The 20,352-nt window shown below is 63.0% G+C and carries 16 protein-coding genes; 4 read left to right on the top strand and 12 right to left on the bottom strand.

Annotated features, from left to right (window positions below; genetic code table 11):
* Positions 1-5: 5 nt before the first annotated feature.
* The gene (locus ACMFWR_RS28830; RefSeq protein ID WP_413195793.1) at positions 6-995 is read right to left on the bottom strand and encodes a hypothetical protein; all 990 of its coding nucleotides are present in this window, start codon (positions 993-995) and stop codon (positions 6-8) included.
* Between the two features lie 26 nt (positions 996-1,021).
* Positions 1,022-1,990 carry a hypothetical protein gene (locus ACMFWR_RS28825; protein ID WP_413195792.1) on the bottom strand — a complete coding sequence of 323 codons (969 nt, stop codon included), beginning with the start codon at positions 1,988-1,990 and terminating at the stop codon, positions 1,022-1,024.
* 324 nt (positions 1,991-2,314) lie between these two features.
* On the opposite strand from ACMFWR_RS28825, the gene ACMFWR_RS28820 reads away from it, so the two are divergent.
* Positions 2,315-3,448 (top strand): DSD1 family PLP-dependent enzyme, encoded by a 1,134-nt coding sequence (locus ACMFWR_RS28820; RefSeq protein WP_413195791.1) that lies wholly within the window; start codon positions 2,315-2,317, stop codon positions 3,446-3,448.
* 206 nt (positions 3,449-3,654) lie between these two features.
* Positions 3,655-4,356, top strand: a complete 702-nt coding sequence (locus tag ACMFWR_RS28815; RefSeq protein WP_413195790.1) for an SDR family NAD(P)-dependent oxidoreductase — start codon at positions 3,655-3,657, stop codon at positions 4,354-4,356.
* On the opposite strand, the gene ACMFWR_RS28810 is transcribed toward ACMFWR_RS28815, so the two are convergent.
* Positions 4,331-5,431 (bottom strand): MBL fold metallo-hydrolase, encoded by a 1,101-nt coding sequence (locus ACMFWR_RS28810; RefSeq protein ID WP_413195789.1) that lies wholly within the window; start codon positions 5,429-5,431, stop codon positions 4,331-4,333. The two genes, ACMFWR_RS28815 and ACMFWR_RS28810, sit on opposite strands and share 26 nt — an antisense overlap.
* A gap of 82 nt (positions 5,432-5,513) precedes the next feature.
* On the opposite strand from ACMFWR_RS28810, the gene ACMFWR_RS28805 reads away from it, so the two are divergent.
* Positions 5,514-6,131, top strand: a complete 618-nt coding sequence (locus ACMFWR_RS28805) for a TetR/AcrR family transcriptional regulator (RefSeq protein WP_413195788.1) — start codon at positions 5,514-5,516, stop codon at positions 6,129-6,131.
* A gap of 7 nt (positions 6,132-6,138) precedes the next feature.
* On the opposite strand, the gene ACMFWR_RS28800 is transcribed toward ACMFWR_RS28805, so the two are convergent.
* From ACMFWR_RS28800 to ACMFWR_RS28785, 4 genes are all read right to left on the bottom strand, one after another.
* Positions 6,139-7,302, bottom strand: a complete 1,164-nt coding sequence (locus tag ACMFWR_RS28800; RefSeq protein ID WP_413195787.1) for an anti-sigma factor — start codon at positions 7,300-7,302, stop codon at positions 6,139-6,141.
* A 282-nt stretch (positions 7,303-7,584) separates the two neighbouring features.
* The gene (locus tag ACMFWR_RS28795; protein WP_413195786.1) at positions 7,585-8,691 is read right to left on the bottom strand and encodes a catalase family peroxidase; all 1,107 of its coding nucleotides are present in this window, start codon (positions 8,689-8,691) and stop codon (positions 7,585-7,587) included.
* Positions 8,692-8,765: 74 nt separating this feature from the next.
* Complete coding sequence (locus ACMFWR_RS28790) at positions 8,766-9,857, bottom strand: anti-sigma factor (RefSeq protein WP_413195785.1); 1,092 nt, start codon at positions 9,855-9,857, stop codon at positions 8,766-8,768.
* A complete protein-coding gene (locus ACMFWR_RS28785; protein WP_413195784.1) occupies positions 9,854-10,447 on the bottom strand; it encodes an RNA polymerase sigma factor in 594 nt (197 codons plus the stop codon). Before ACMFWR_RS28785 ends, ACMFWR_RS28790 begins: the two co-directional genes overlap by 4 nt.
* Positions 10,448-11,282: 835 nt before the next feature.
* Between ACMFWR_RS28785 and tssA the strand changes: the two genes are divergently transcribed.
* A complete protein-coding gene (gene tssA, locus ACMFWR_RS28780; protein ID WP_413195783.1) occupies positions 11,283-12,323 on the top strand; it encodes a type VI secretion system protein TssA in 1,041 nt (346 codons plus the stop codon).
* 114 nt (positions 12,324-12,437) lie between these two features.
* On the opposite strand, the gene ACMFWR_RS28775 is transcribed toward tssA, so the two are convergent.
* Genes ACMFWR_RS28775 through tssM form a run of 5 tightly spaced genes read right to left on the bottom strand, consistent with a single transcriptional unit; the run spans position 12,438 to position 20,348 of the window.
* On the bottom strand, positions 12,438-12,926 hold the full coding sequence (locus ACMFWR_RS28775) for a hypothetical protein (protein ID WP_413195782.1): 489 nt from the start codon (positions 12,924-12,926) through the stop codon (positions 12,438-12,440).
* Between the two features lie 7 nt (positions 12,927-12,933).
* Positions 12,934-15,192, bottom strand: coding sequence for a serine/threonine-protein kinase (locus ACMFWR_RS28770; RefSeq protein ID WP_413195781.1), 2,259 nt, complete (start codon positions 15,190-15,192; stop codon positions 12,934-12,936).
* A gap of 10 nt (positions 15,193-15,202) precedes the next feature.
* Positions 15,203-15,922 (bottom strand): PP2C family protein-serine/threonine phosphatase, encoded by a 720-nt coding sequence (locus tag ACMFWR_RS28765; protein WP_413195780.1) that lies wholly within the window; start codon positions 15,920-15,922, stop codon positions 15,203-15,205.
* Positions 15,919-16,791: a type VI secretion system-associated protein TagF gene (gene tagF / locus ACMFWR_RS28760; protein ID WP_413195779.1), complete on the bottom strand. Its 873-nt coding sequence runs from the start codon at positions 16,789-16,791 to the stop codon at positions 15,919-15,921. Before tagF ends, ACMFWR_RS28765 begins: the two co-directional genes overlap by 4 nt.
* On the bottom strand, positions 16,788-20,348 hold the full coding sequence (gene tssM / locus ACMFWR_RS28755; protein WP_413195778.1) for a type VI secretion system membrane subunit TssM: 3,561 nt from the start codon (positions 20,346-20,348) through the stop codon (positions 16,788-16,790). The genes tagF and tssM overlap by 4 nt, the downstream gene beginning before the upstream one ends.
* Between the last annotated feature and the right edge of the window lie 4 nt (positions 20,349-20,352).

Genomic DNA, 20,352 nt, shown 5'->3' with positions numbered 1-20,352 from the left:
CCCGCCTACGCAAATTGACCGTGCGCGACGGGTACCCGATTGACCCAGTAAGCGATGTCCTCGACGGAAATCGCTCCGTCTTTTGCAATCGAGACAGCACACTCGAGATCGACGGACTTCACTCGATCGTATGACCCGGTGACGAGGCGGCATACCGCGTCGAATGCAGCAGTGTCATCGTCAAAAACGATATCCGTCGAGAATTTGGCGACGCATCGGAGCGTGCCGTCCTCTTTGCGAACCAGTTCAAACTGCGACGCGCCACCTTCGTAGCCCTGCCAGCACGCAGCGTAGTCGATTCCTGTGTCCCAACGTGCAGCCAATTGCTCAAATATAATCGAGAACACCCCTTCGCCACACGTAATACAGGCAGATTCTTTTTCGTCATTCGAACATTGCATTTCATTCAGCATTTCGCCGAATCTGTCGATATGCGTTTGAAATGGAACTCCTGACGACTCATCCCATTTGAACCATGTATTGTTTATAAGAAGCTTTTCTCCAAGAAAATTCTCGGCCGGGAATTTGAAATATTTTTTCGACTCAAATGCACGATTCAATTCTTCGCAGATCTGGGTTTTCAAAAATCGAGCATTCTCGATGACCCCGGACAGCTTCACCAGGTTCCAGTTGAGATCAGGGCATTCGTCGATTGTCAGCAAAAAGACTTCCCCCTCCCGATCACTGAGCGTGACGAACCGATCCTTGAACCCCTCGCCTGCCAGATCCCGTAGCCGGTAGTAGCTCTCCAGCCTTAAGTTGTCCGCCTCATGCGGAGAATATAAAACAGCGAGGCATTGCTTGGCCTCTTCGCGACACGTGCCACAAAAATAGTCTACAACCTTGTCCCATATGCGCTCGACGAATGTTTTCGCCGACTTGCCCGCTTTCGCCGCCATCCGAATTGCGCCGAGTTTTTCTACGCTCAGTGCATGTCCGTCTATATTTAATGCCGCACCCATATCATTTCCCCACAAATAAACTGGAATGGGCATTTAATCAGCATTTCTTCGTAGATCATTTACATAGTCTGCGCAAAAACCATCAACGGAAGTATGTCATTTGCCCAGATTTCAAAGTGAGAAACGCCGATTTCTCCGGTCGCGGCAATTGAGGCATTAAATGAGACATGCATGGATTTGATCAGCCGCGGTGATTCCTCGACTAGCTCACACAGCGCTTTGAACGTCAGATCATCCTCTTCGGACGAAATATCCTTGGAAAGCGTCGCCTCGCAGTGGAGTCGCCCGTCGTCACCACGTGCGAGCTCGTACCGCAGTCTCGAAGCCGTGGGACAGTCCTGCGATCTTTCGATATCGGTGCGCCCCGAGCCATCCAGTGCAACGGCTTCGAGCAATGTGCCGAACAAGTGCTGACCCAATAAAGCATAGACGCCACCGGTCTCCGCTTCGTTGCAATCCATTTCGCCGAGCAAAGCATTGAGTTGCTCCAGGCAGTGACTGCGGTCATCTTCGTAAGCCCCGCGGCTTGTTATCGGCCTGCCGTGCACAATAAACGTGGCTCGCGGAAGGTCCCCGCTCGTGGTGCGGATATTCGCTTCAATATTCTTCACCCGCGACTCATTCAATTCCGCCACCACGTAGTCCCGGATCACATCTTCGTAGTCAAAGACTTTGTTGACCTGTCGCAATTGCCATTGAAGTTCAGGCTCGCCGTCGATCGCCAGCGAGTAAGTACGAGTGCGCCCGTCATCGAACGCGACAAAACGGTCCTGGAACCCGCCCCCGGCGAGTTCCTTCAGCCGATGGAAGCACTCAACCTTGTGGAGATCCGTTTCGCGCGGCGAGTAAAGAATGGATAAGCACCGCTTCGCTTCATCGCGGCATGTACCGCAAAAGAAATCGACGATCTTGTCCCATACGAGTTCGGCGAGTGACTCGATTGCTTCCCCGGCCCTGGCGCGGGTTGAGAGGATATTCAATTTGACGTGGCTGATCGCATACGTCCCGATATTGAGTGCGGTGCCCATTTCTATCTCCCTTGGTCTCGACACGCGCGCCTTCAATGCCAATGTGCGTCCCCGGCTAGCGAACAGCGAGCCGTGCAGGACAATCACACCTTGTGGCGCTACCCTCGATTTAGCCAGCGCGTAGCCAACACGATTTACACGTTCCGTGCCTGCGCGCGCCGAAACAATCGGGCAATGCCGTCGTGACGGACCTCAGATCCCCAACCCGTCGAGCACGCAATAGCCCGCTATTGACTACACTAGCGACCGCGGCGCCGGACCGTCGGCGCTCGAAGACTCGTGGCCACTCGCCCATCCGCGCAGTCCGAATGACCAAGGAACACCATGCGACTCAGTGATATCGAAACACCCGCTCTCGTGCTCGATCGTGTCCGGATGGACCGGAACATCGAACGGTTGCGTACACACCTTAGTTCCCTGGGCGTCGCACTTCGACCACACGTGAAGACCCACAAGTCTGTCGACGTCGCGCGCCGCATCGGCGCACCGGGCACACCGATTACGGTCTCGACGCTCAAGGAGGCCGAATACTTTTTCGAGCACGGCTGGACGGACATGCTGTACGCGGTCGGCATCGTGCCGACCAAACTGCCGCATATCGAGCGCCTGGTGCGCCAGGGCGCGCGCATCACGATCGTGCTCGACAACGCAGAATCGGCAACCTCCGCCGACGCCTATTGTCGAGACCACGCGCTGCAACTGCCCGTACTCATCGAGATTGACACTGATGGGCATCGCTCCGGGGTCAAGCCGGAGGATCCTGCGTTGATCGACGTCGCGGCGGCATTGACCGGTACAGAGGATAGGGGCGCGTGGCTCGCCGGCGTCATGACGCACGCAGGCGCTTCGTATGGCTGCCGCTCCATCGCGGCGATCGAAGCGATGGCGGAGCAGGAGCGAGCGGGTGCAGTCCGTGCAGCGCAACGCTTGCGTGAAGCCGGCCACGCCGCCCCCGTCGTCAGCGTCGGAAGCACGCCGACGGCACACTTCGCAAAATCACTCGATGGCGTGACCGAAGTCCGCGCTGGCGTCTACGTGTTCTTCGACCTCGTGATGAACGGCATCGAGGTCTGCGACACGTCCGATATCGCGCTGTCCGTGCTCTGCACGGTCATCGGCCACCAGAAGGAAAAAGGATGGCTGATCACCGACGGTGGCTGGATGGCGATGTCGCGCGACCGAGGCACCGCGTCGCAACCGGTCGATCAGGGCTATGGACTGGTCTGCGATGTCGAAGGCGCCCTGCTGCCGTATCTGGTGATGGTCGATGCCAATCAGGAGCACGGCATCATCCGGCATCGTACGGATCCCGCGGCAACGCCGATGCTTCCGGTGGGCACGTTGCTGCGCATTTTGCCGAATCACGCCTGCGCGACCGCGGCACAACATGGTGCGTACAACGTGGTGGCCGACGGTTCGCAGGTCGATGCAACATGGCCGCGCATCTCGGGTTGGTGACGGCGCTTGCGAGTCGCTGAAGGTCGGTGAACGATGAAGGCTGGTGGCTGGTGGCTGGTGGGGCTGGTGGGGCTGGTGGCCGGTGTGGTTGTCGGAAGCGCGACTGAAAGAGGATGGAGGTCGGTGACGGTAAGCGAGGCCGGGCAGCCGATCGCGATACCGGTTACGCTTAGCGCCATGTTGATCACCCCCACTACGGTGAACCCATGGCCGACATTCCTTATCGCAATGCACTGATCATCGGCGCAGGCTCAGGCATCAGCGGCTCGCTCACGCGAGCCCTGCGTGCTGCGGGCCTGCCGGTTGTCATCGCCGCACGCAATATCGACAAGCTGTCGTCGCTGGTCCAGCAGACTGGCGCGATTGCGCTGCCCGTCGACGCGAGCGATGCCGACGAAGTCGAACGTCTCTTCGCCGAGACCGATGCGAAGATCGGCGCCCCCGACATCGTGATCTACAACGCGAGCGGTCGCGTGCGCGGCCCGATCGCCGAGCTCGACGCGAAGGCGGTTGAGCAGGCCGTGGCCGTGTCGGCATTGGGCGCTTTCTATACCGTGCAGCAGGCTGCTAAACGCATGCTGCACGCAGGCAAGGGTGCGATCCTGTTGACGGGCGCGACCGCCGGCGTCAAGGGCTTTGCACTGTCAGCCCCGTTTGCAATGGGCAAGTTCGCCTTGCGCGGCCTGGCTCAAAGCGCGGCGCGCGAACTCGCGCCCAAGGGCATTCACGTTGCACATATCGTGATCGACGGCGTCGTGCGTAGCGAGCGCTATGCCGACCCGGCCGCGAGCCCCGACAGCACCCTTGACCCCGACGCGATCGCACAGTCGTATCTCGACCTCTTGCGACAACATCGCAGTGCGTGGTCTTGGGAGCTGGAAGTCAGGCCTTGGGTTGAGAAGTTCTGAGGCTGGGCTCGACCGCCGGCTCGGCAACATCGCGCCACCAGCGCTCCCCCCGATGCGGCGCGGCAAGATTGAGTCGCTCGCCCATGCGCGGCGTCGAGACCGAGACGCCGCGCGCGAGCGCCACGCCGGTGACGCGTTCGAAGGGCTCCTGCCAGCGATGCATCGCGAGATCGAACGTGCCGTTATGAATCGGCACCAGCCAGCGGCCTCTGAGGTCGATGTGGGCCTGCACGGTCTCATCGGGCTGCATGTGAACGTACGGCCATTGCGCGTCGTATGCGCCGGTCTCGATCAGCGTGACGTCGAACGGTCCGAGCTTTTCGCCGATCGTCTTGAATCCGTCGAAATACCCGGTATCGCCGCTGAAGAACACGCGCAGATCGCCGTCGTCGATCACCCACGACGCCCATAGCGTGCGGTTGCCGTCGAACAGGCTTCGGCCCGAAAAGTGTTGCGAAGGCGTGGCCGTCAACCTGACGCCATCGATCTCGACGCCGCTCCACCAGTCGTACTGCTGCACTTTATCGGGCGCGATGCCCCACTCGATCAGGCGGTCGCCGACGCCGAGCGTCGTGATGAACACGGCCGTCTTCTCCGCAAGTGCGATGACCGTGTCGCGGTCCAGATGGTCGTAGTGATCGTGCGAGAGGATCACCGCTCTCAAAGGCGGCAGCGCCTCGAGCGAAATCGGGGGTGCGTGAAAACGCTTCGGGCCCATCGAGCGAAACGGTGACGCGCGTTCGCCGAACACGGGATCGGTCAACCAGTACTGGCCACGCAGCTTGAACAGCAGCGTCGAATGTCCGAGGCGATAGAGGCTTCGATCAGGCGCGGCATCGAGATGCTCGCGTGTAAGTGCATCGACCGGCAACGCGCCGACCGGAACGGTGCCGCGCGGCTTGTTGAGCAACACGTTCCACGCGATCTTCAGCGTCTTGCCGAATCCCTCGACGGGACGCGGCTTGACGTTGCGAAACCGCTCGCCATCATGTTGCGGAGAGCCTTGCAGGGTACGGGAACGGTCTACTGCGTTCAGGCCCAGTGCACGGCGAATCGATGCGGGAAGCCAGGACATAAATGATCCACGGTCAAAAAGTACACTGGCTAGTGTAATTCATTACATCGAAAAGTAAACTGCAGAGTGTAATATCCCGGGCATGAGTTCGACCCTGACCCCACCCCCACGACTGACCGACAAGAAACGGTCCGCGATTCTCGACGCGGCGACCGCGGAATTCCTTGCGTCCGGCTACGACGCGACCAGCATGGACCGCATCGCCGAGCGCGCGAGCGTATCGAAGCGTACGGTCTACAACCATTTCCCAAGCAAAGAGGCGTTGTTCGCCGCGATCATGCTGGCGCTCTGGGATGAAAGCGAAGGCGACCACGCGCTCGGCTATCGCAGCGATACACCGCTTGAGCCGCAGTTGCTCGACTTGCTCGAACGCAAGCTGCATCTGCTCAATAGCGAATCATTTCTCTCACTGGCACGCGTGGCGATCGCTGCGGGCATTCATTCGCCGGATCGTGCGCGAGAGATGGTCGCGCGACTCGGTCAGCGCGAAGAAGACCTGACGACGTGGGTGCGCGCGGCCGCAGCCGATGGTCGGTTACGTACGCCGGACCCCGCGTTCGCCGCGCAACAATTGCAGGCGCTGGTCAAGGGGTTCGCGTTCTGGCCGCAAGTGACGATGGGACAGGCGCCGCTCAAGCGCGCCGAACAGAAGAAGATCGCCAAGGCGACCGCGGAGATGTTCCTGGCCGCGTACGGCTAAGCCTGTATCAGTTCTGCGATGCGAGGATCAATGCGCGAACGGCATCGTTCTGCGCAAACATCGCATCGACGCGGCTCGTTGAAATCTGCTGTGCGATCGGTCCGAGATCGCCCGAGTCGGGCTTGCCGATCAGCGCATACGACAGTTCGTTCTGACGCCACGACACGACGTTCATGCCGTTGACCTGGGCCTGTGCAATGGCCTGGTCAGGACGCGAGTCCTTCATCACGCACAGTGCAATCGGCGCCCCCTGCTCGGGCAGATAGACGATCTGCACGAGCGGCTTGTCGTTGAAACGCAGGCGCGCAACGGATTTGAACTGGATGCCGGCGGTGCGAAGGTCTGGCACGCGCAGCGCCACATGGTCGACCTGACGAATTGCATCGACGGTTTTCGCCGATGCGTTCATGTCGACCGATGCGTCGGCCACTGTGTCTCGCGTATAGAGCCGCTGGTAGTCGGCCGCCGCGCGAATCCACGGCGACGCTTCACCGGCAGCCATGGAGACGCCGCCGCTCGCCGAAGAATGTACGAGCGAAGAACCGAACTGCAGCACAAGGCCCGCGCAGAATGCGCCTGCGACGAAGGCGGCAGCCAGCCAAAGGCGGCCGTTCGCCGCGTTGCCGGGCTTGACCTGAACCACACCGGGCTGCGGCAGACCGGCGCCCTGCCGCGTCGATGCGGACTGCAAACTCGCTGCAGGTTGCGAACCCGATGCGGGTCCGGAAGCCGGTCCGGAAGTGGGTTCAGAAGCGAAATCAGAAGCGCGTTCAGAAGCCGATTCCGCCGGCGAGATCGTGGCGGGTCGCCAGGCCGACGCAGAATGTGAAGCCACGGAAGACTGCGTTGCCGGAGCGCCTTGCGACGGCTGAGCCGTCCGCTGCGTTTGCGGGAACGACCGCGCGTCCGAAGGTGCTTGTTGCGATCCGCCCCCCTGCTTGCGTCGCGCTTCGTCGGCCATCGCCTCGATGTTCTGAAGCAAGCTGGCCGGCATCGGCGGCAATTTCTGGGTCGCGAACGCCGACTGATAGCCAAGGCGCGACGCGCGCAACCGGTCGACGCTGGTTTGCAAATCCGGCGAATCGGCCAACTCCGCCTCGATCGATGCGGCATCGGCAGAATCGAGTTCGCCGTCTACGTAGGCGATCAACGTGCTGTCGTCGAGGTTCATGGACATAGGGCTCAAGGCATCGTGCTCGCGGTACGCATCGATCGATGTGGCCGCGACTCACGTCGCATGGGTTCGGTTCAAGGTCGCTATGATAGCGGTAGTTTCGCCCGAGTCTTCGAGGACCCCGCTCGTTTGTTGCAACTACATCCTATCCGTTCAAAAACGGCGACAGGTTCCATTCAAAAACGGCTTCACGGTCCACTTTCTTCCCTGTCGGGCAGCAATGTCGCTACCCGCATCACCCGCCGGCATCGCGTTCCCGCCCCGTGAGCGTCCGCCGCATCAACTTCCGCCCTGTCTGGCCGAGGCCTCTTCCTGAAGCCTGCGCTCGCTCGACACCCGATAGGTCGACGATCGCGCCGCGAGCAGAGGGTCGGACGACGGGGCGATGCCATCGGGCAGCACCGTCGGGTCGAATGTGAGGTCCCGGCACGGACCATCGATCTGTGTCTGTGCGCGATCGACGACGAGCGTGCCCGCATCGATACGCTCCCGCTGCGGCGTATCGACCCATTGACGCGTCGAATCGTCGGTCGGATCTCCCGGCAAGGCCACATTGAGCATCAGGTGCCAGCGCAGCGGCCCGTTCGCCAGTTGCGTCACAAGCTCATGCTCGAGGAAATCCGGGTCACGCTGCGCCGCATCGTCGACAGGGCGATACGGGCTATCGGGCACCACATCCCATCGCACGAAATGTGCCGCGCCCTGGACGTCGACGGTCTTGAACGCGCTGATGCCGTAGTAGCGCGCGTTACCGTAGCGCGAGGAGGGCGGATGCGCATCGACCCAGCGATGAAAGGCCTGGACTTCGGGATGCTGCGCGACAAACGCGTCCATTTTCGCAGGGTCGGGCCGGCCGGTTTTCGGGTCACGCGCCGACGCCTTCAGTTGCTCGAATAACGCCTGCGGCGTGCGCACCGCGAAAATCGGGGCCGAATTCATGGCGAGACGCCATTCTTCGCCGTGCGGAAGCGCAATGCGCAGGGCGAAGCTGCGAACCATGCCATGGCGATCGTCTTGCGCCGGATCGCTACCCGGGAATGACAAGCGACCGACTACGGTGTACCGGCCAGGCTCGAACACACTGGCTCGCGATGCGACCAGACCCGCGCCATTGCTGTCGAAATGGCCCGTCACGCAAATGCCCTTGGCATGATTGCGGCGAAAGCCGGGGTGAGCGGAGGTCGTCGCCTCAAAGGCGTCGACGATGCGCGGCGCAGTGAGCCTGGACGAAAACCAGCCGCCGCACCAGACGAAGACCGCCGATAGCGCTGCCGGCACGCCGATGACCAGTGCCCACCGCCACCACAGGGAACTCGATGTATCCGGAGGCGGCGAATGGCCGTCCCGCGATGCTGCTGCACGAGGCGGATCGCTGTTCAATGCCATGACTTCTCGTGCATCAGGCGCCGGCCGCGATGCGTCTCCAGGCGCTCGATTGACAACAACGGCCCGGATTTCCGTCAAATCGCATGGCCGGCATGTTCCGCTTCGTCGCGGCTCAGCGTCGTGCGCACGTCGCCGTTGTACAGCTGCTTGCCGAGCGTGGCGAGATCGACATTGCCGTGCTCGCCAAGCAACGCATAGCCGAGACCGGCACGCCGCCACGACACGACATCGAGCCCATCGACGCTGGCGCTCGACGGGTTGGCGTCCGCACGTTGCTGCTCCTTGAGCACGCACAGGGCGATCGGCGCGCCCTTTGCCGGCAGATACACGATCTGCACGAGGGGCTTGCCATGGAAACGCAGACGCTGAATCCGCTTGAACGCGAGACCCTGGCTCGACAGATCGGGGATCTGCAGTGCCACGTCGTCGATATGCTGGATATCGTTCACCGTCGCCGCCGTGACAGGCATATCGGGTTGAATGCGTTCGACGGTCTCGCGCGAATACAGTTGCTGATAGCTGGCCGCTGCCGCGACCCAGGGCGAGACATGCGTGTCGTCGGCCGTGGCGACCATGCTCGACGAGCCAGTGCCGGTGCCATCGCCCGACGCAGGCATCCAGTGACCTGCCACGCCCCAGCAGAATGCACCTGCCACAAAGGCCACGGCGAGCCAGCGCAGATCGTTGCTCGCACGCGAGCGCACGCGCTCGGGAACCGAACCGACGGTGCCCGATGCGAGGCCCGGCTGGCTCGCGGCGTGGCTGAAGGGGTGATTCAGGGGCTGATCCACATGCTGCGTGGGTGCCGCTTCGTCGGAAGTTCGCGTGGGCGCCGCTTCGGCTGTTAACCCAGGCGCAGCCGGAGCAGCAAGGGGGGCACGCGCGTCGGTCGCCGCTTGTGCGGCATCACCTGCAATTGCACCAGCCGCCGCCTTCGCGAGATGCGCCTTGATCATCTCGTCGATATTGCGCGCCACCCTGTCGGGCAACGCGGGCAACGCCTGCTGGCTGAACGCCGACGCATAGGGCAGCTTCGACGCCTCAAGCATCGCCACGCGCGCGCTCAGGTCGGCGGATGCTTCGATCGTGCGCGCAACACGTGAATCTTCGAGCGGCGGCAAGGTACCGTCGACATGGGCCAGAAGACTTGCGTCATCGAGGGTCATCGCGCGGCTCGCTGAGTACTCGCAGGCTGCGCCGCGGTGGCGCTGCGCTCGCCACGATCGTTGCGGTCCTTGCGATCACTGAATTGCGCGCCGATCGTCTGACGTGCGCGCGACAACCGGCTCATGATCGTGCCGATCGGCACTTCGAGAATCTCGGCCGCTTCGGCATAACTGAAGCCTTCGACGGCGACCAGCAGCATCACTGTCCGCTGCGCTTCGGGCAGTCGCTCGACCGCCGCGATGATCTCGCCGTTGAGCAACACTTCCTCGGGCGTGCGCATATGCGGATCGGCCACCGTCTCGAGAAAGTCATCGTCCCAGTCCATGCTCGAACGGCTGCGTACATTGCGCGCGCGCAGCTCGTTGATCCACGTCGAGTGGACGATCGAAAACATCCAGCTCAGCGCAGAGGTGCCGGGTTGCAATTGATGGGAGCGTTCGAGCCCGCGCACGCACGCGCGCTGCAGCACATCCTCGGCGTCGTGCTGGTTGCCACACAGGCGCAAGGCGAACGCCCACAGCCTCGGCAGCATTCCCGGCAGCAAACTGGGAAAGCTGTCGACTTCGCTGTCGACCTCTGCTGTTGACATGATTGACTGGCTGATCACGGTTGGTGGCAATCGGCTCGCCGTAAAGCAAACCACACGCCGGATTCATCGGAATAATTCGAAACTGCATTCGCGGCGCTCGCAAGCCAAATTGACTAGTGGCGGCAACACAATCTTTCGAGTCCCGAATGATATATCAAATAAAAAATATTACAGCCCGGAATTTTCCTGTCCCTTAATGCCGATCAAAAATCGATCGATCGGTCAGATTCAGATTTTCTTTTGACAATTGCCAAGAAATTCATTGTTGATTGTTATAGAAATATTCGTAAGGCATCTTTGTCCTCGACACCCCACAGCTCGCCTCGGGACCTTTGTCATCCTGCGGGCGGGAGATGCCGGCGCAGACCGTGTCCTTGACTGGCAGGGGTTTTCAAGGCGCGCGGCGCAAACATTTGCGAAGCCCGCGACGAATCAGCGACGGGCCCGCGGTATTCGACTGCGTGCCTGCACTCGGTGATGCGCCCTCTGATCTGTCCCATATCGACTAGACGGAGCCGTCATTGTCAAACAACTTACGATGACAATGAATTGACCTTTTAACTCGGTTTCTTGATTGGAAATCTCATTGCAAAAAAACTATCACGCCAATAGCTTTCAACAATGAGTAACAATTTGCAACCGAATCCGCGTATTACCGCCACATAAAAGTCTCGTACAAAATCGACGCGGAATACGCATCCATCACCAGGTGTTATTGCATTCGAGCTCGCCGTGTTTCGTAAAGAGCCGGTAGCCGCGCCTGCATGAGCCGGAACGTGCGCTCTCCACGATCGGCGCAGCGTTCCGTTAGCGCCCTCAACACCCGACCGACACCATGAACGTATCCACCCTGCTCGATCCCATCGACGACGCGGCGCCCGCGGGTCGCAACCTCGAATACGATGCTGCGTTCACTGAACTCGAACGGCTCGCGACGCCCACCACCGAACGCGCGATGGGCGAGAGCCTGCGCGCGGCGCAGGAGCCCGACTGGGACAACGTGGTCAACGCTGCACAGGCGCTTTTCACGCAAACCAAGGACCTTCGCGTTGCGATGCACCTCGGCAACGCGTGGACGCGCCAGCACGGCCTCAAGGGATGGAACGCGACGCTCGAGCTCGTGCGCGCCCTGCTCGAACGGTATTGGGACGTCGTGCACCCGCAGCTCGATCCCGACGACGACCTCGACCCGACTGCGCGCGTCAATGCATTGATGCCGCTTGCCGATGTCCGCGACGTGCTCGGCGCGTTTCGCGTGTCGCCCTTCGTGCAATCGCCGCGCATGGGACATTTCTCGCTGCGCGATCTGCGCGTCGCGACCGGCGCGATCCAGGCTGCCGCGTCCGCGGACGGCACACCCCCGCCGACGCTCATCGACCTCGAAGCATGCTGCATGGATTGCTCCGAGGAGCAGTTGCCTGAAACCGCAGCGGTGCTCGCGCTCGCGCGCGACCATGCGGCGGCCATCGATCTGATGCTCAAGGACCGGCTTGGCGCGGCCAGTCCGGATCTGAGCGCGATGAACGCGGATCTCGCCGAACTGAAGAAATTCGTCGACGGCCAATGCGCTCGGAGGTTTCCGCAAACGGCCGAAGCCAGTCCTGAAGATTCCGGTGCGGCCGCAGCGTCGGCCCACACCCAGACACAGGCCACATCGCAGCCCGGCAACGGCAAGATCTCGGGACCCGACGACGTCATCCGCCGCCTCGACGATATCTGCGAGTACTACGCACGATTCGAGCCGTCGAGCCCGTTGCCGATCCTGCTGCAACGCGCGCGGCGGCTCGTCGGGAAGAGTTTCGCGGAGGTGCTGCGCAATATCGCGCCGGCCGGCATGTCGGAACTCGAGACGCTCGCCGGGCCGGAAGACGCTTGAGCTGACGCGGGCGCGCGAAGCGTGGCCCGCCGATGCGCTTACATCGTCTGCGGTGCCGTCGATTACGACGACCTCGACCGCGTCGACGCGGTCACGTCACTAAGGTCGCGTCATTCAAGGCCACATCACCCACCAGATCAACGCCGCGCTCAACGCGATCACGCCGATCACGACCACACTCGTTGCGATCGGTCGACGACCACCCGCTAAGTCCTGGGATGACGACCCGATCGCCGGTCCCGGATTTGAACGTGTGGACCTCGATGCATCACGCACTTCCCACCGATGCGACACGGTGTCCGGGACCGCGCGCCGAACGGTGTCGCGCCCGCGAGCGAGGACTGTGCGGCGCCGATGTGTCCGGGTATCATGCGTCGGCCCGAACCCGGTGCCGACGTCAGCACCCGACTCAATCAGGGAATCGACGTCGAACCCACTGTCCGACCCGCTGTCGAGTCCGCTGCCGGACCCGTTCTGTCCATCGTAAATCGCAAACAGCGCGCGGCGGCGCCGCCGATATTCGTCAAGACTGATCACTCGCATGCGGCAGGCCTCGTCGAGGTCATGCATCGATTCATTGATATGCTGCTCACACTCGTACATATCGCCTCTACCCTCCTGTGGCGGACGAAGCGCCCGGATCCAGCAGCGACCGTACGGGCGACGGCTCAGGCGAGTCCGGCGAAACCGCACCCGTAGCGTCCGGCGTCGAAGCGGCTACCCCTGAAGCCGGCGACGACGATGTCGCATCCGGCGCACTACCCTCCGTCACCCCCGACACGCCACTTGCCGAGCCCGGGTCACCCACCGCACCTTGCCGATCGGCCGGCAGCGCACTGATCAACTGCTTGAGTCTCGCGCGCTGCGTCGCGAGCGGTGGCGATTGCGGCACGTATCGCAGCCCGGCATCGACCAGCGCCAGCGCCTGAAGTGCGTGCGCGCTGTCCGTGATCGGCGCCACCTTTGCGGCGATACTGCCCGCGAGCTTGTCGAGCGCGCGCGTCGTTTCCGGTGACGTATCGTCCTTGAGCGGCGTCATCGCGTCATCCAGCGCTGCCAGCCATGCCGCACTCGCGGACGGTGCATCTGCCATTTCGAGCACAGCACGCTGCGCATCCGACCGCCGGCCCGGATCCGGATGCGCGTCCGGGTGCGCCGCGGCGAAAGCGATCGCGGCGCCGAGTTGGCCATTGCGACGCTCCAGACGCGAAGAGTTCGGGAACAATTGCAAACCCAGGGTGATGCGCGCACGGGCTTCGTCCCATCGTCCCTGATCGATCGACTGCGCGATCGCTGCGTCGTACCGGTCTTCGAGACGCGTGTCTGTGAGCAGTGCATTGCTCGCATCGAGTGAACGAATCCGTTTGAATATTTCAGCGGCGCTGCCGGGCTCATCTTCGAACAAGGCATTGCGTTCAATCGCATCGTCGAGCGCAAAGCTCAGGCGCGCGAGCATCGCGGTGCGCTCAGTCTCGATCTGCCGGCGCTTCATGTCGAACGTCGGCGAAAAAAGGCGCAATTGATCGCGCATGCCCAGCACGCGTTCGGCGTCGGCGAAATCCATGCGTCCGAGCACCGGCGTCCAGTACGCATCGAGACGAGCCAGCAGAAAATGTTCGATGGCGTCGTGTTTCTCGAGCACGATGCGCTCGCGCTCGTTCCGATCGAGTGCGTCGAGGGCGGCCATCGCTTCGCTTTCGTTGGCGTACGCGTTCGGCGCGCTCGCCGCGAAACGTGCGATCGTCGTGTCGATCTGGCGCTCGCGCAGATGGCGATGCACACCGACACCCACCCCGAACAACGTGGCGATGACCACGGCTCCCGCAACGTACGGCGCGATCCGTTCGCGCGGGCGGCGCGGGCGCAGTCCTTCGATCAACGCATCGACGTTGGGCAGCCGTTGCGTGCCATCAAACGCCACGGCGTCGCGCAACGCCTTGCTCTGCCGTCTCGACAGGCCAGGCACGACCGGTGGCTCGCGTCCCTCGCACAAGGCTGCATCGGCACTCAGCCGGTCGAAGGGATGCGCGCCTGTCAGCAGCTCGTATGCCACGCAGCCCAGCGCATAGACGTCGTCGCGCACCGTCGGATGCGCACCGCCCATCATTTCAAGGCTCGCGTAGGCTGGTGTCAGCGCACCCAGTGTGCCTGCATCGAATACAGTTTGATCGCCGCTTGCGCCGACGCCCGACTTCGCTGCACGCGCAATGCCGAAATCGAAGACCTTCGGCACACGCTCGCGCGTGATCATGACGTTGCCGGGCTTGAAATCGGCATGAACGATGCCGCTTGCATGCGCACGGCGCAATGCGCGAGCCATCCCCTCGATCATCGGCCACGCTTCGTCGAACGGCATCCCGGTGCTCGCACGTTCGCGGATCAAGGTACGCAGATCCGTGCCATCGATGTACTCCATCGTCATGAAGACGATGGTGCCGTCCTTGTCGAAGTCGTACACATGAACGATATGATCGTCGGCGATGCGTTGCGCACGACGCGCTTCGCGCTGCAACGCGATCATCGAATCAGGGTGTCGCCGGAATTCGTCGTTGAGCACCTTGACGGCGACGTACGGATCGCGATCACGTGCCTCGACCTTGCGCTCGTCACGTGCCAGATAAACCACGCCCATGCCGCCGCGGCCGAGTTCGCGCACGAGCATGAAGCGCCCCTTGAGGAGCATGCCGACGCTTGCGTTCGCCCCACCTTGCGCCTGGGCGACGCGCTGCCAGCTCGCGCGATTCAGGCTGCCGTCGGACGAATCGTCCCCTTGCGGGCGGCTTTCGGACGAGTCCTCGCCGAGCGGGCGGCTGGCGGGCTTGACGACGGTCGCGTCGTCGGGAACGGGAAGTTGCGTGAAATCGTTCATCGCAGAGAGGTCACGAAGCGTCGAGCCGTACGAAGACGGCGGAAATGTTGTCGCGCGCCGCACGGGCGAGCGCGAGTTCGAACACCCGGTCGACCCTCGACTGCGGGTCGCCCGGGGCGTTGCAGGTCATCTGCAGTTCTTCATCGCTGAGTTCCTTGTTGACCCCGTCGGAACACAACAGGAATTGCATGCCGGGCCGGCTGCCGCCGATCACCCAGTCAATGTGGAGCGTCGATTCGGCGCCGATCGCGCGTGTCAGCACGCCACCGGGCGTATGCGCGCGCGTGCGACGGCCGAACTGGGTGACGTCCACCGGGCCGCCATCGACGTGGTCGTGTGTCAGCAAGCTCATCTCACCGTGTTCATGGACGTAGACGCGACTGTCGCCCACCCACCCGCACAGGACGAAGCGCGGGTCATGTACGACCATCGCGACGGTCGAGCCGATCACGTCGACGTGCTGGGCAAGTGCTGCGGCGCGAAGCTCGGTATTGACCTGAAGCAGGCTGTCCTCGATGGCTTCAACGAAATCGAAGACATCGTCGTGACGCGTCAGCGCGCCCAGTCTCTCGACGATCAACGAGCTGGCGTAGTGACCCGCGGCATGCCCGCCGAGACCGTCGGCGACGACCCAGAGACCCAGGTCGTCACGCACCAGAATCGCGTCTTCGTTGCGACGGCGAACCTTGCCCACGTCGGTGTGACCTGCGGAGCTGCAGTGAGTCGTCATGAGCGCTCCTCGCCCGGGCCGGAGGGCCCACGCGCGAAGCCGTCCTCGTCCGACGCGGCGTCCGAAGCCGGGCGCAAAGTCGGCTCTGAATTCGCATCCAGGGTCCCGCCCGACGCGAGGCCCGACGTATCACGCTCGTCTCCGGTCACCGTCGCCACCGGGTCAAGCAGCACCGCATAGCTCGACGGCAAGCCGCGCGTCGCCAGCACGCGCGTGGCGCCTTCCGTCCACCACAGGCACCACGGCCCCGGCTGCGCATCGAACTCCTGCCACGCCTGCAAGAGCTCTGCACCGATGCCCGCATCGGGCAGCGGCGGCACATCGTGTGCGCAGTCCGACAGCAAGTCGCTCAGATCCGTGGGGTCGACCGGCACGCCAGCGTCATTCAGCGGATCGAGGCCCCGCTTCTGCGCAACGTCTCGCGCCACCGGGTCATGAACGGTGTACGCACGCGGCCGTGGAATGGCGGCGATGCGCGCGTCGAACGAGTCGACACTGAGCACGTCGTCAACGGCACGCCTGAATGCATGATCGAGTGCGTCGAACCAGGCGGTGTTGCCGAGCACGTCGGTCACGTCGCGATCACAGGGCGCCGAAACGACCATCGGATACTCACGGCCGACGCGATCAAAGCCGGCGCCGAGCACCCCGCACCACGCGCTGGCGCCGCAAACATGCGCCGGCATGGCAAATCGCCAGGTGGGCGCTTGCCGCCAGATCGCGGACCACGCATCGCCGAGCTCCCGGCGGCCGGTTTCGACCGCTCGCTGAAAATGGCGGTCCCACTGTGCAACGAAGTCCGCCGGCAAGCGGCGTCGCACGAAGTCGCCCGCGCCCGGCATCTTGCCGAAAAAGCCAATGCTGTTCATCGCGGGCACCTGAAGCGTCGCACCGCATCATCGGCGAACGGGTTCTTCAGGCTGGCCGGCACGATCGGCAGTGCGACTGCGTGCCCGGCGAAGCTGAAGTTCGCGACATATCGCAGATCGCTCTGCCGTTGCAGATGGGCTGCATCCAGCGCGTGGAACCACGCCCAGTCGCCGTCGTATCGCAGTGGCGTGCCCACGGGCTGGCCTGCCGTATCGAATGCGCTGATCACGACATGCCCGGGTTGCGGACCCGGCCACGTCACGGACATCGCGCTCCCCGCATGGGCACTCGAGTCAAACGACTGGCCGTCGACCTCGACCGTGATCTTCGCGATTGCGGGATCGAGCTGTGGCGCCTGCAGCGAAAATCCGACCTGCGCCTGCGCACCGCCACGGAAATAGATCTCGCGGATCTCGTCCGCGGTCTGCGCCGTGGCCAGTATCGAATCGGGGCCGGCGGCTGCGCCCGGCTTCCATTTCCAGGTCCGGCCGCTCGTATCGACGAGCCGGCTCAGCGTCGACTTGAAGTACGCGTCAAACCGGCCTCCATTGCCGAACAGGTCGTCGAAGTTCTGCAGCGGAATATCGGTCGCCCCTGCGGTATCGAACGGATATCGGTGATCGACAAAGCTCGCGCAATCGTTACCGGCAGCGGCACGAAACTGATCGCCTGCCGCGGCGCGCGAGCCGCTCGCGACAAGATCGGCGCTCTTGCCCGTCAGCGGCGACGTCAGGCTCGCCACTTGAACCGGCAATGCACTCGAGTCCTGCCGTGCCGCAAGCAACGCGGGATTGTTCTGCGCAGCGGGGTCGCTGAGGTCATTCATGGTGAGCAGCGTCTTGCCGAGCTGATCGAGCACGCCAATGGTGTGATCGATGGGCGTAGACCCCGGCGTGCCTTCAACAAGCTGATCGATCGACGCGAAGTGCGCTTCGATGACGGCACCCGGCTGATCGCCTTGCGTACGTGAGCCGGACGCATCGCCACCCGGGTTCGGGAAGGTCGCACCGGCATCGCGCAATTCACCCGCGAGGCGCGTGTTCGAAGCGCGCTGCGCCGCGACGTGCTCACCGACTGTTTTAGCCTGTGCCGCAACGGCATCGCCACCGGCCTTGCCCTTATCGTCGGCCAGGCTGCGCAGCATATCGTGCGTATTGTCGCGAACGAGATTGAGCAGGGCCTTGAGCGGCGAACTCGGGCCGGCGAGTTTGGCCGCGAGCGCGCTCGCATCCTGAATGCTCGCTACGGGCTGCAACTGAAGATCCGCGAGCAGCGCATCCCATGCAGCGATGTAGTCCTGCTCATAGAGCGCGAGCACCTGCTGCTCGAATCGGGAACGCGCAAGCGGGTCGATTTTCGTTGCGCCGAACACCCAATAGTCCTGCACGAACCGGTTGACCGACTGATCAATGCCGCCGCTTGCCTCTGCCGCGAACATCGTGCGCGTGAACAGGGCCGGCAACGGTTCGGACAGCGGCACGCCGCTCTTGCGCTTGAACACATTGCCCAACAGTCCGAGGCTCTGATCGAGACGGACCGGCGGCGCGCCGGTCCGGAGCGCATCGAGCTTGACGCTGCCGTAGATCAGCGTTGCGAGGTCGGCCGTCTTGAGCGTCGAGCGCGCCTGGTCGATCAGCGCATTGTCGAGCGGCAGCGCGCGCGGCTTGCGGGCATCGCTGACGAGCGCCGTGAAGTGCTTGTCGAGTGCGCTGCGAATCGCCGGATCCTGCGCGAACATCGACTGCCATTCGATGCGTGCGAGCGCGGCCAGCTCCTGTGCATCGAGATGCTGCGGCTCACCGAGCATCAGGTAGCCCTTGAGATCGTCGTACAACGTCTGAGGATCGTTCGCGTGCGCGGTAAGCCCTTCACGGAAGCGGATGCCGATGCCGGGCAGCAACGTCGCGCCCAGCTCCCGCAGATAGGCGTCATGCACCTGTGCATGCAGAGCGTGTCCCTGAAACAGGCCAAAACGCATCAGCCAGGGCACGTGTGCCGAGTATTGCGACGCCACGTCCTGCGCATCGGCAATAACCTCGAGCCGGGCCAGCGCGCGAGCGAAATAGGATTTCAGGTCCGGGGCGCCGGCCAGCGTGTCGCCGCCCGGTAAATCCTTGAGCGCGTTCTGCACTTCGCCGACGAAGAGCCGGTTGCGCGCATAGCTGGTGGCCATGCCGGCAATCAGCAGGACGGTCAGCGCACCGATGCCGATATAGGCCGCCGCCTGCACGACCAGCTTGCGCCGCACAAGACGCGGATTGGTGCCAGCGAAACCCGACTCCCGAAACAGCACGTCCCTGAGCAAGCGCTCGACAAAGAACGTACGGCGTTGCGTACGATTGTTCTGCACGCGTGCCGCGTCGACGCCGAAGGTGCGCGCGACGGCACCCAGCATGCGATCGATCGGTGCGCCTTCCTGCGTGCCCGATGTCAGATAGGCACCACGCAGCACGGGGGGCGTGCCGTATTCATGACGTCCGAAAGCGCCCTCGACGAACTCGCGTGCGATCTCGCGAAACGCGCCGAGCTGCTGCGGAAAACTCAACACAGCGGCACGGCGGCTGCGATCGCGCTCAGCATGCAGGCGCTCGATCAGTCGCGTATTGAGCTGGGCGAGCAGCGCATCGAATTCGCCTGCGAAGCGATGGCATGCGCTCGCGTCGAGACTCGCTTCAGCCGGGAACGTCATGCCCCAGACTTGCCGGCGCAGGTCAGGGCCGAGATCATCGAAGAACTCGCCAAAACCCGCGACCAGATCGCATTTCGTGAACACGAGGTACACCGGCACCGCGACACCGAGATGTTGCGTCAGTTCGTCGAGACGACGCCGCACTGCGCGGCTATGTTGCTGACGCGCCTCGGCATCCAGTGTCAGCAGGTCGGACACGCTCATGGTGATGATCGCCCCGTTGAGCGGGCGACGACGCCGGTAGCGACGCAACAGCGCGAGAAAGGCTTGCCATGCCGACGCATCGGCCACGCGATCGGAGTCCTGGGTCGTGTAGCGCCCTGCTGTGTCGAGAAACACGGCTTCGTCGGTGAACCACCAGTCGCAGTCGCGCGTGCCGCCGATGCCGCGCAACGCATCCTTGCCAAAGCGGTCCGACAACGGGAATTCAAGGCCCGAGTTCTGCAGCAGCGTGCTTTTACCGGATCCCGGCGGACCGATCACGACATACCACGGCAACGCGTACAGATTGCGGCCGTTCTTGCGTGTCTTGCGCAAGGTTTGAATGGCCTCGGTAAAGCGCCGTTGCAGTTGCGCGCGCTCACCGTTCGCGGCGTCGTCGCCGGGCATCTGCGCATCCTGGCCCGAGAGTTCGACAGACAGCTGCGCGGTCTTGCGACGCGCACGCCAATCGAGGATCTGCACCACCAGCACCCAGGCGAGCACGATGGCAAAGATCAACGCAAGACGTGCGGCCGGGCTCGCGAGCGGCTGCCGGTCTCCGATGCCGAGATAGGGACCGCCGAGCCATACGAGGATGGCGATCAGCACGAGCCCCAGCGCCGCGATTCCCCATCGGGAATTGACCCAGGTCTTGAGCGTATTCATGGGT

It is taken from the genome of Pararobbsia alpina (assembly GCF_965118125.1).
GTDB classification, from domain to species: domain Bacteria; phylum Pseudomonadota; class Gammaproteobacteria; order Burkholderiales; family Burkholderiaceae; genus Pararobbsia; species Pararobbsia alpina_A.
Note: the sequence above shows the minus strand (reverse complement) of the source record. Positions and strands in the feature narration are given on the sequence as shown.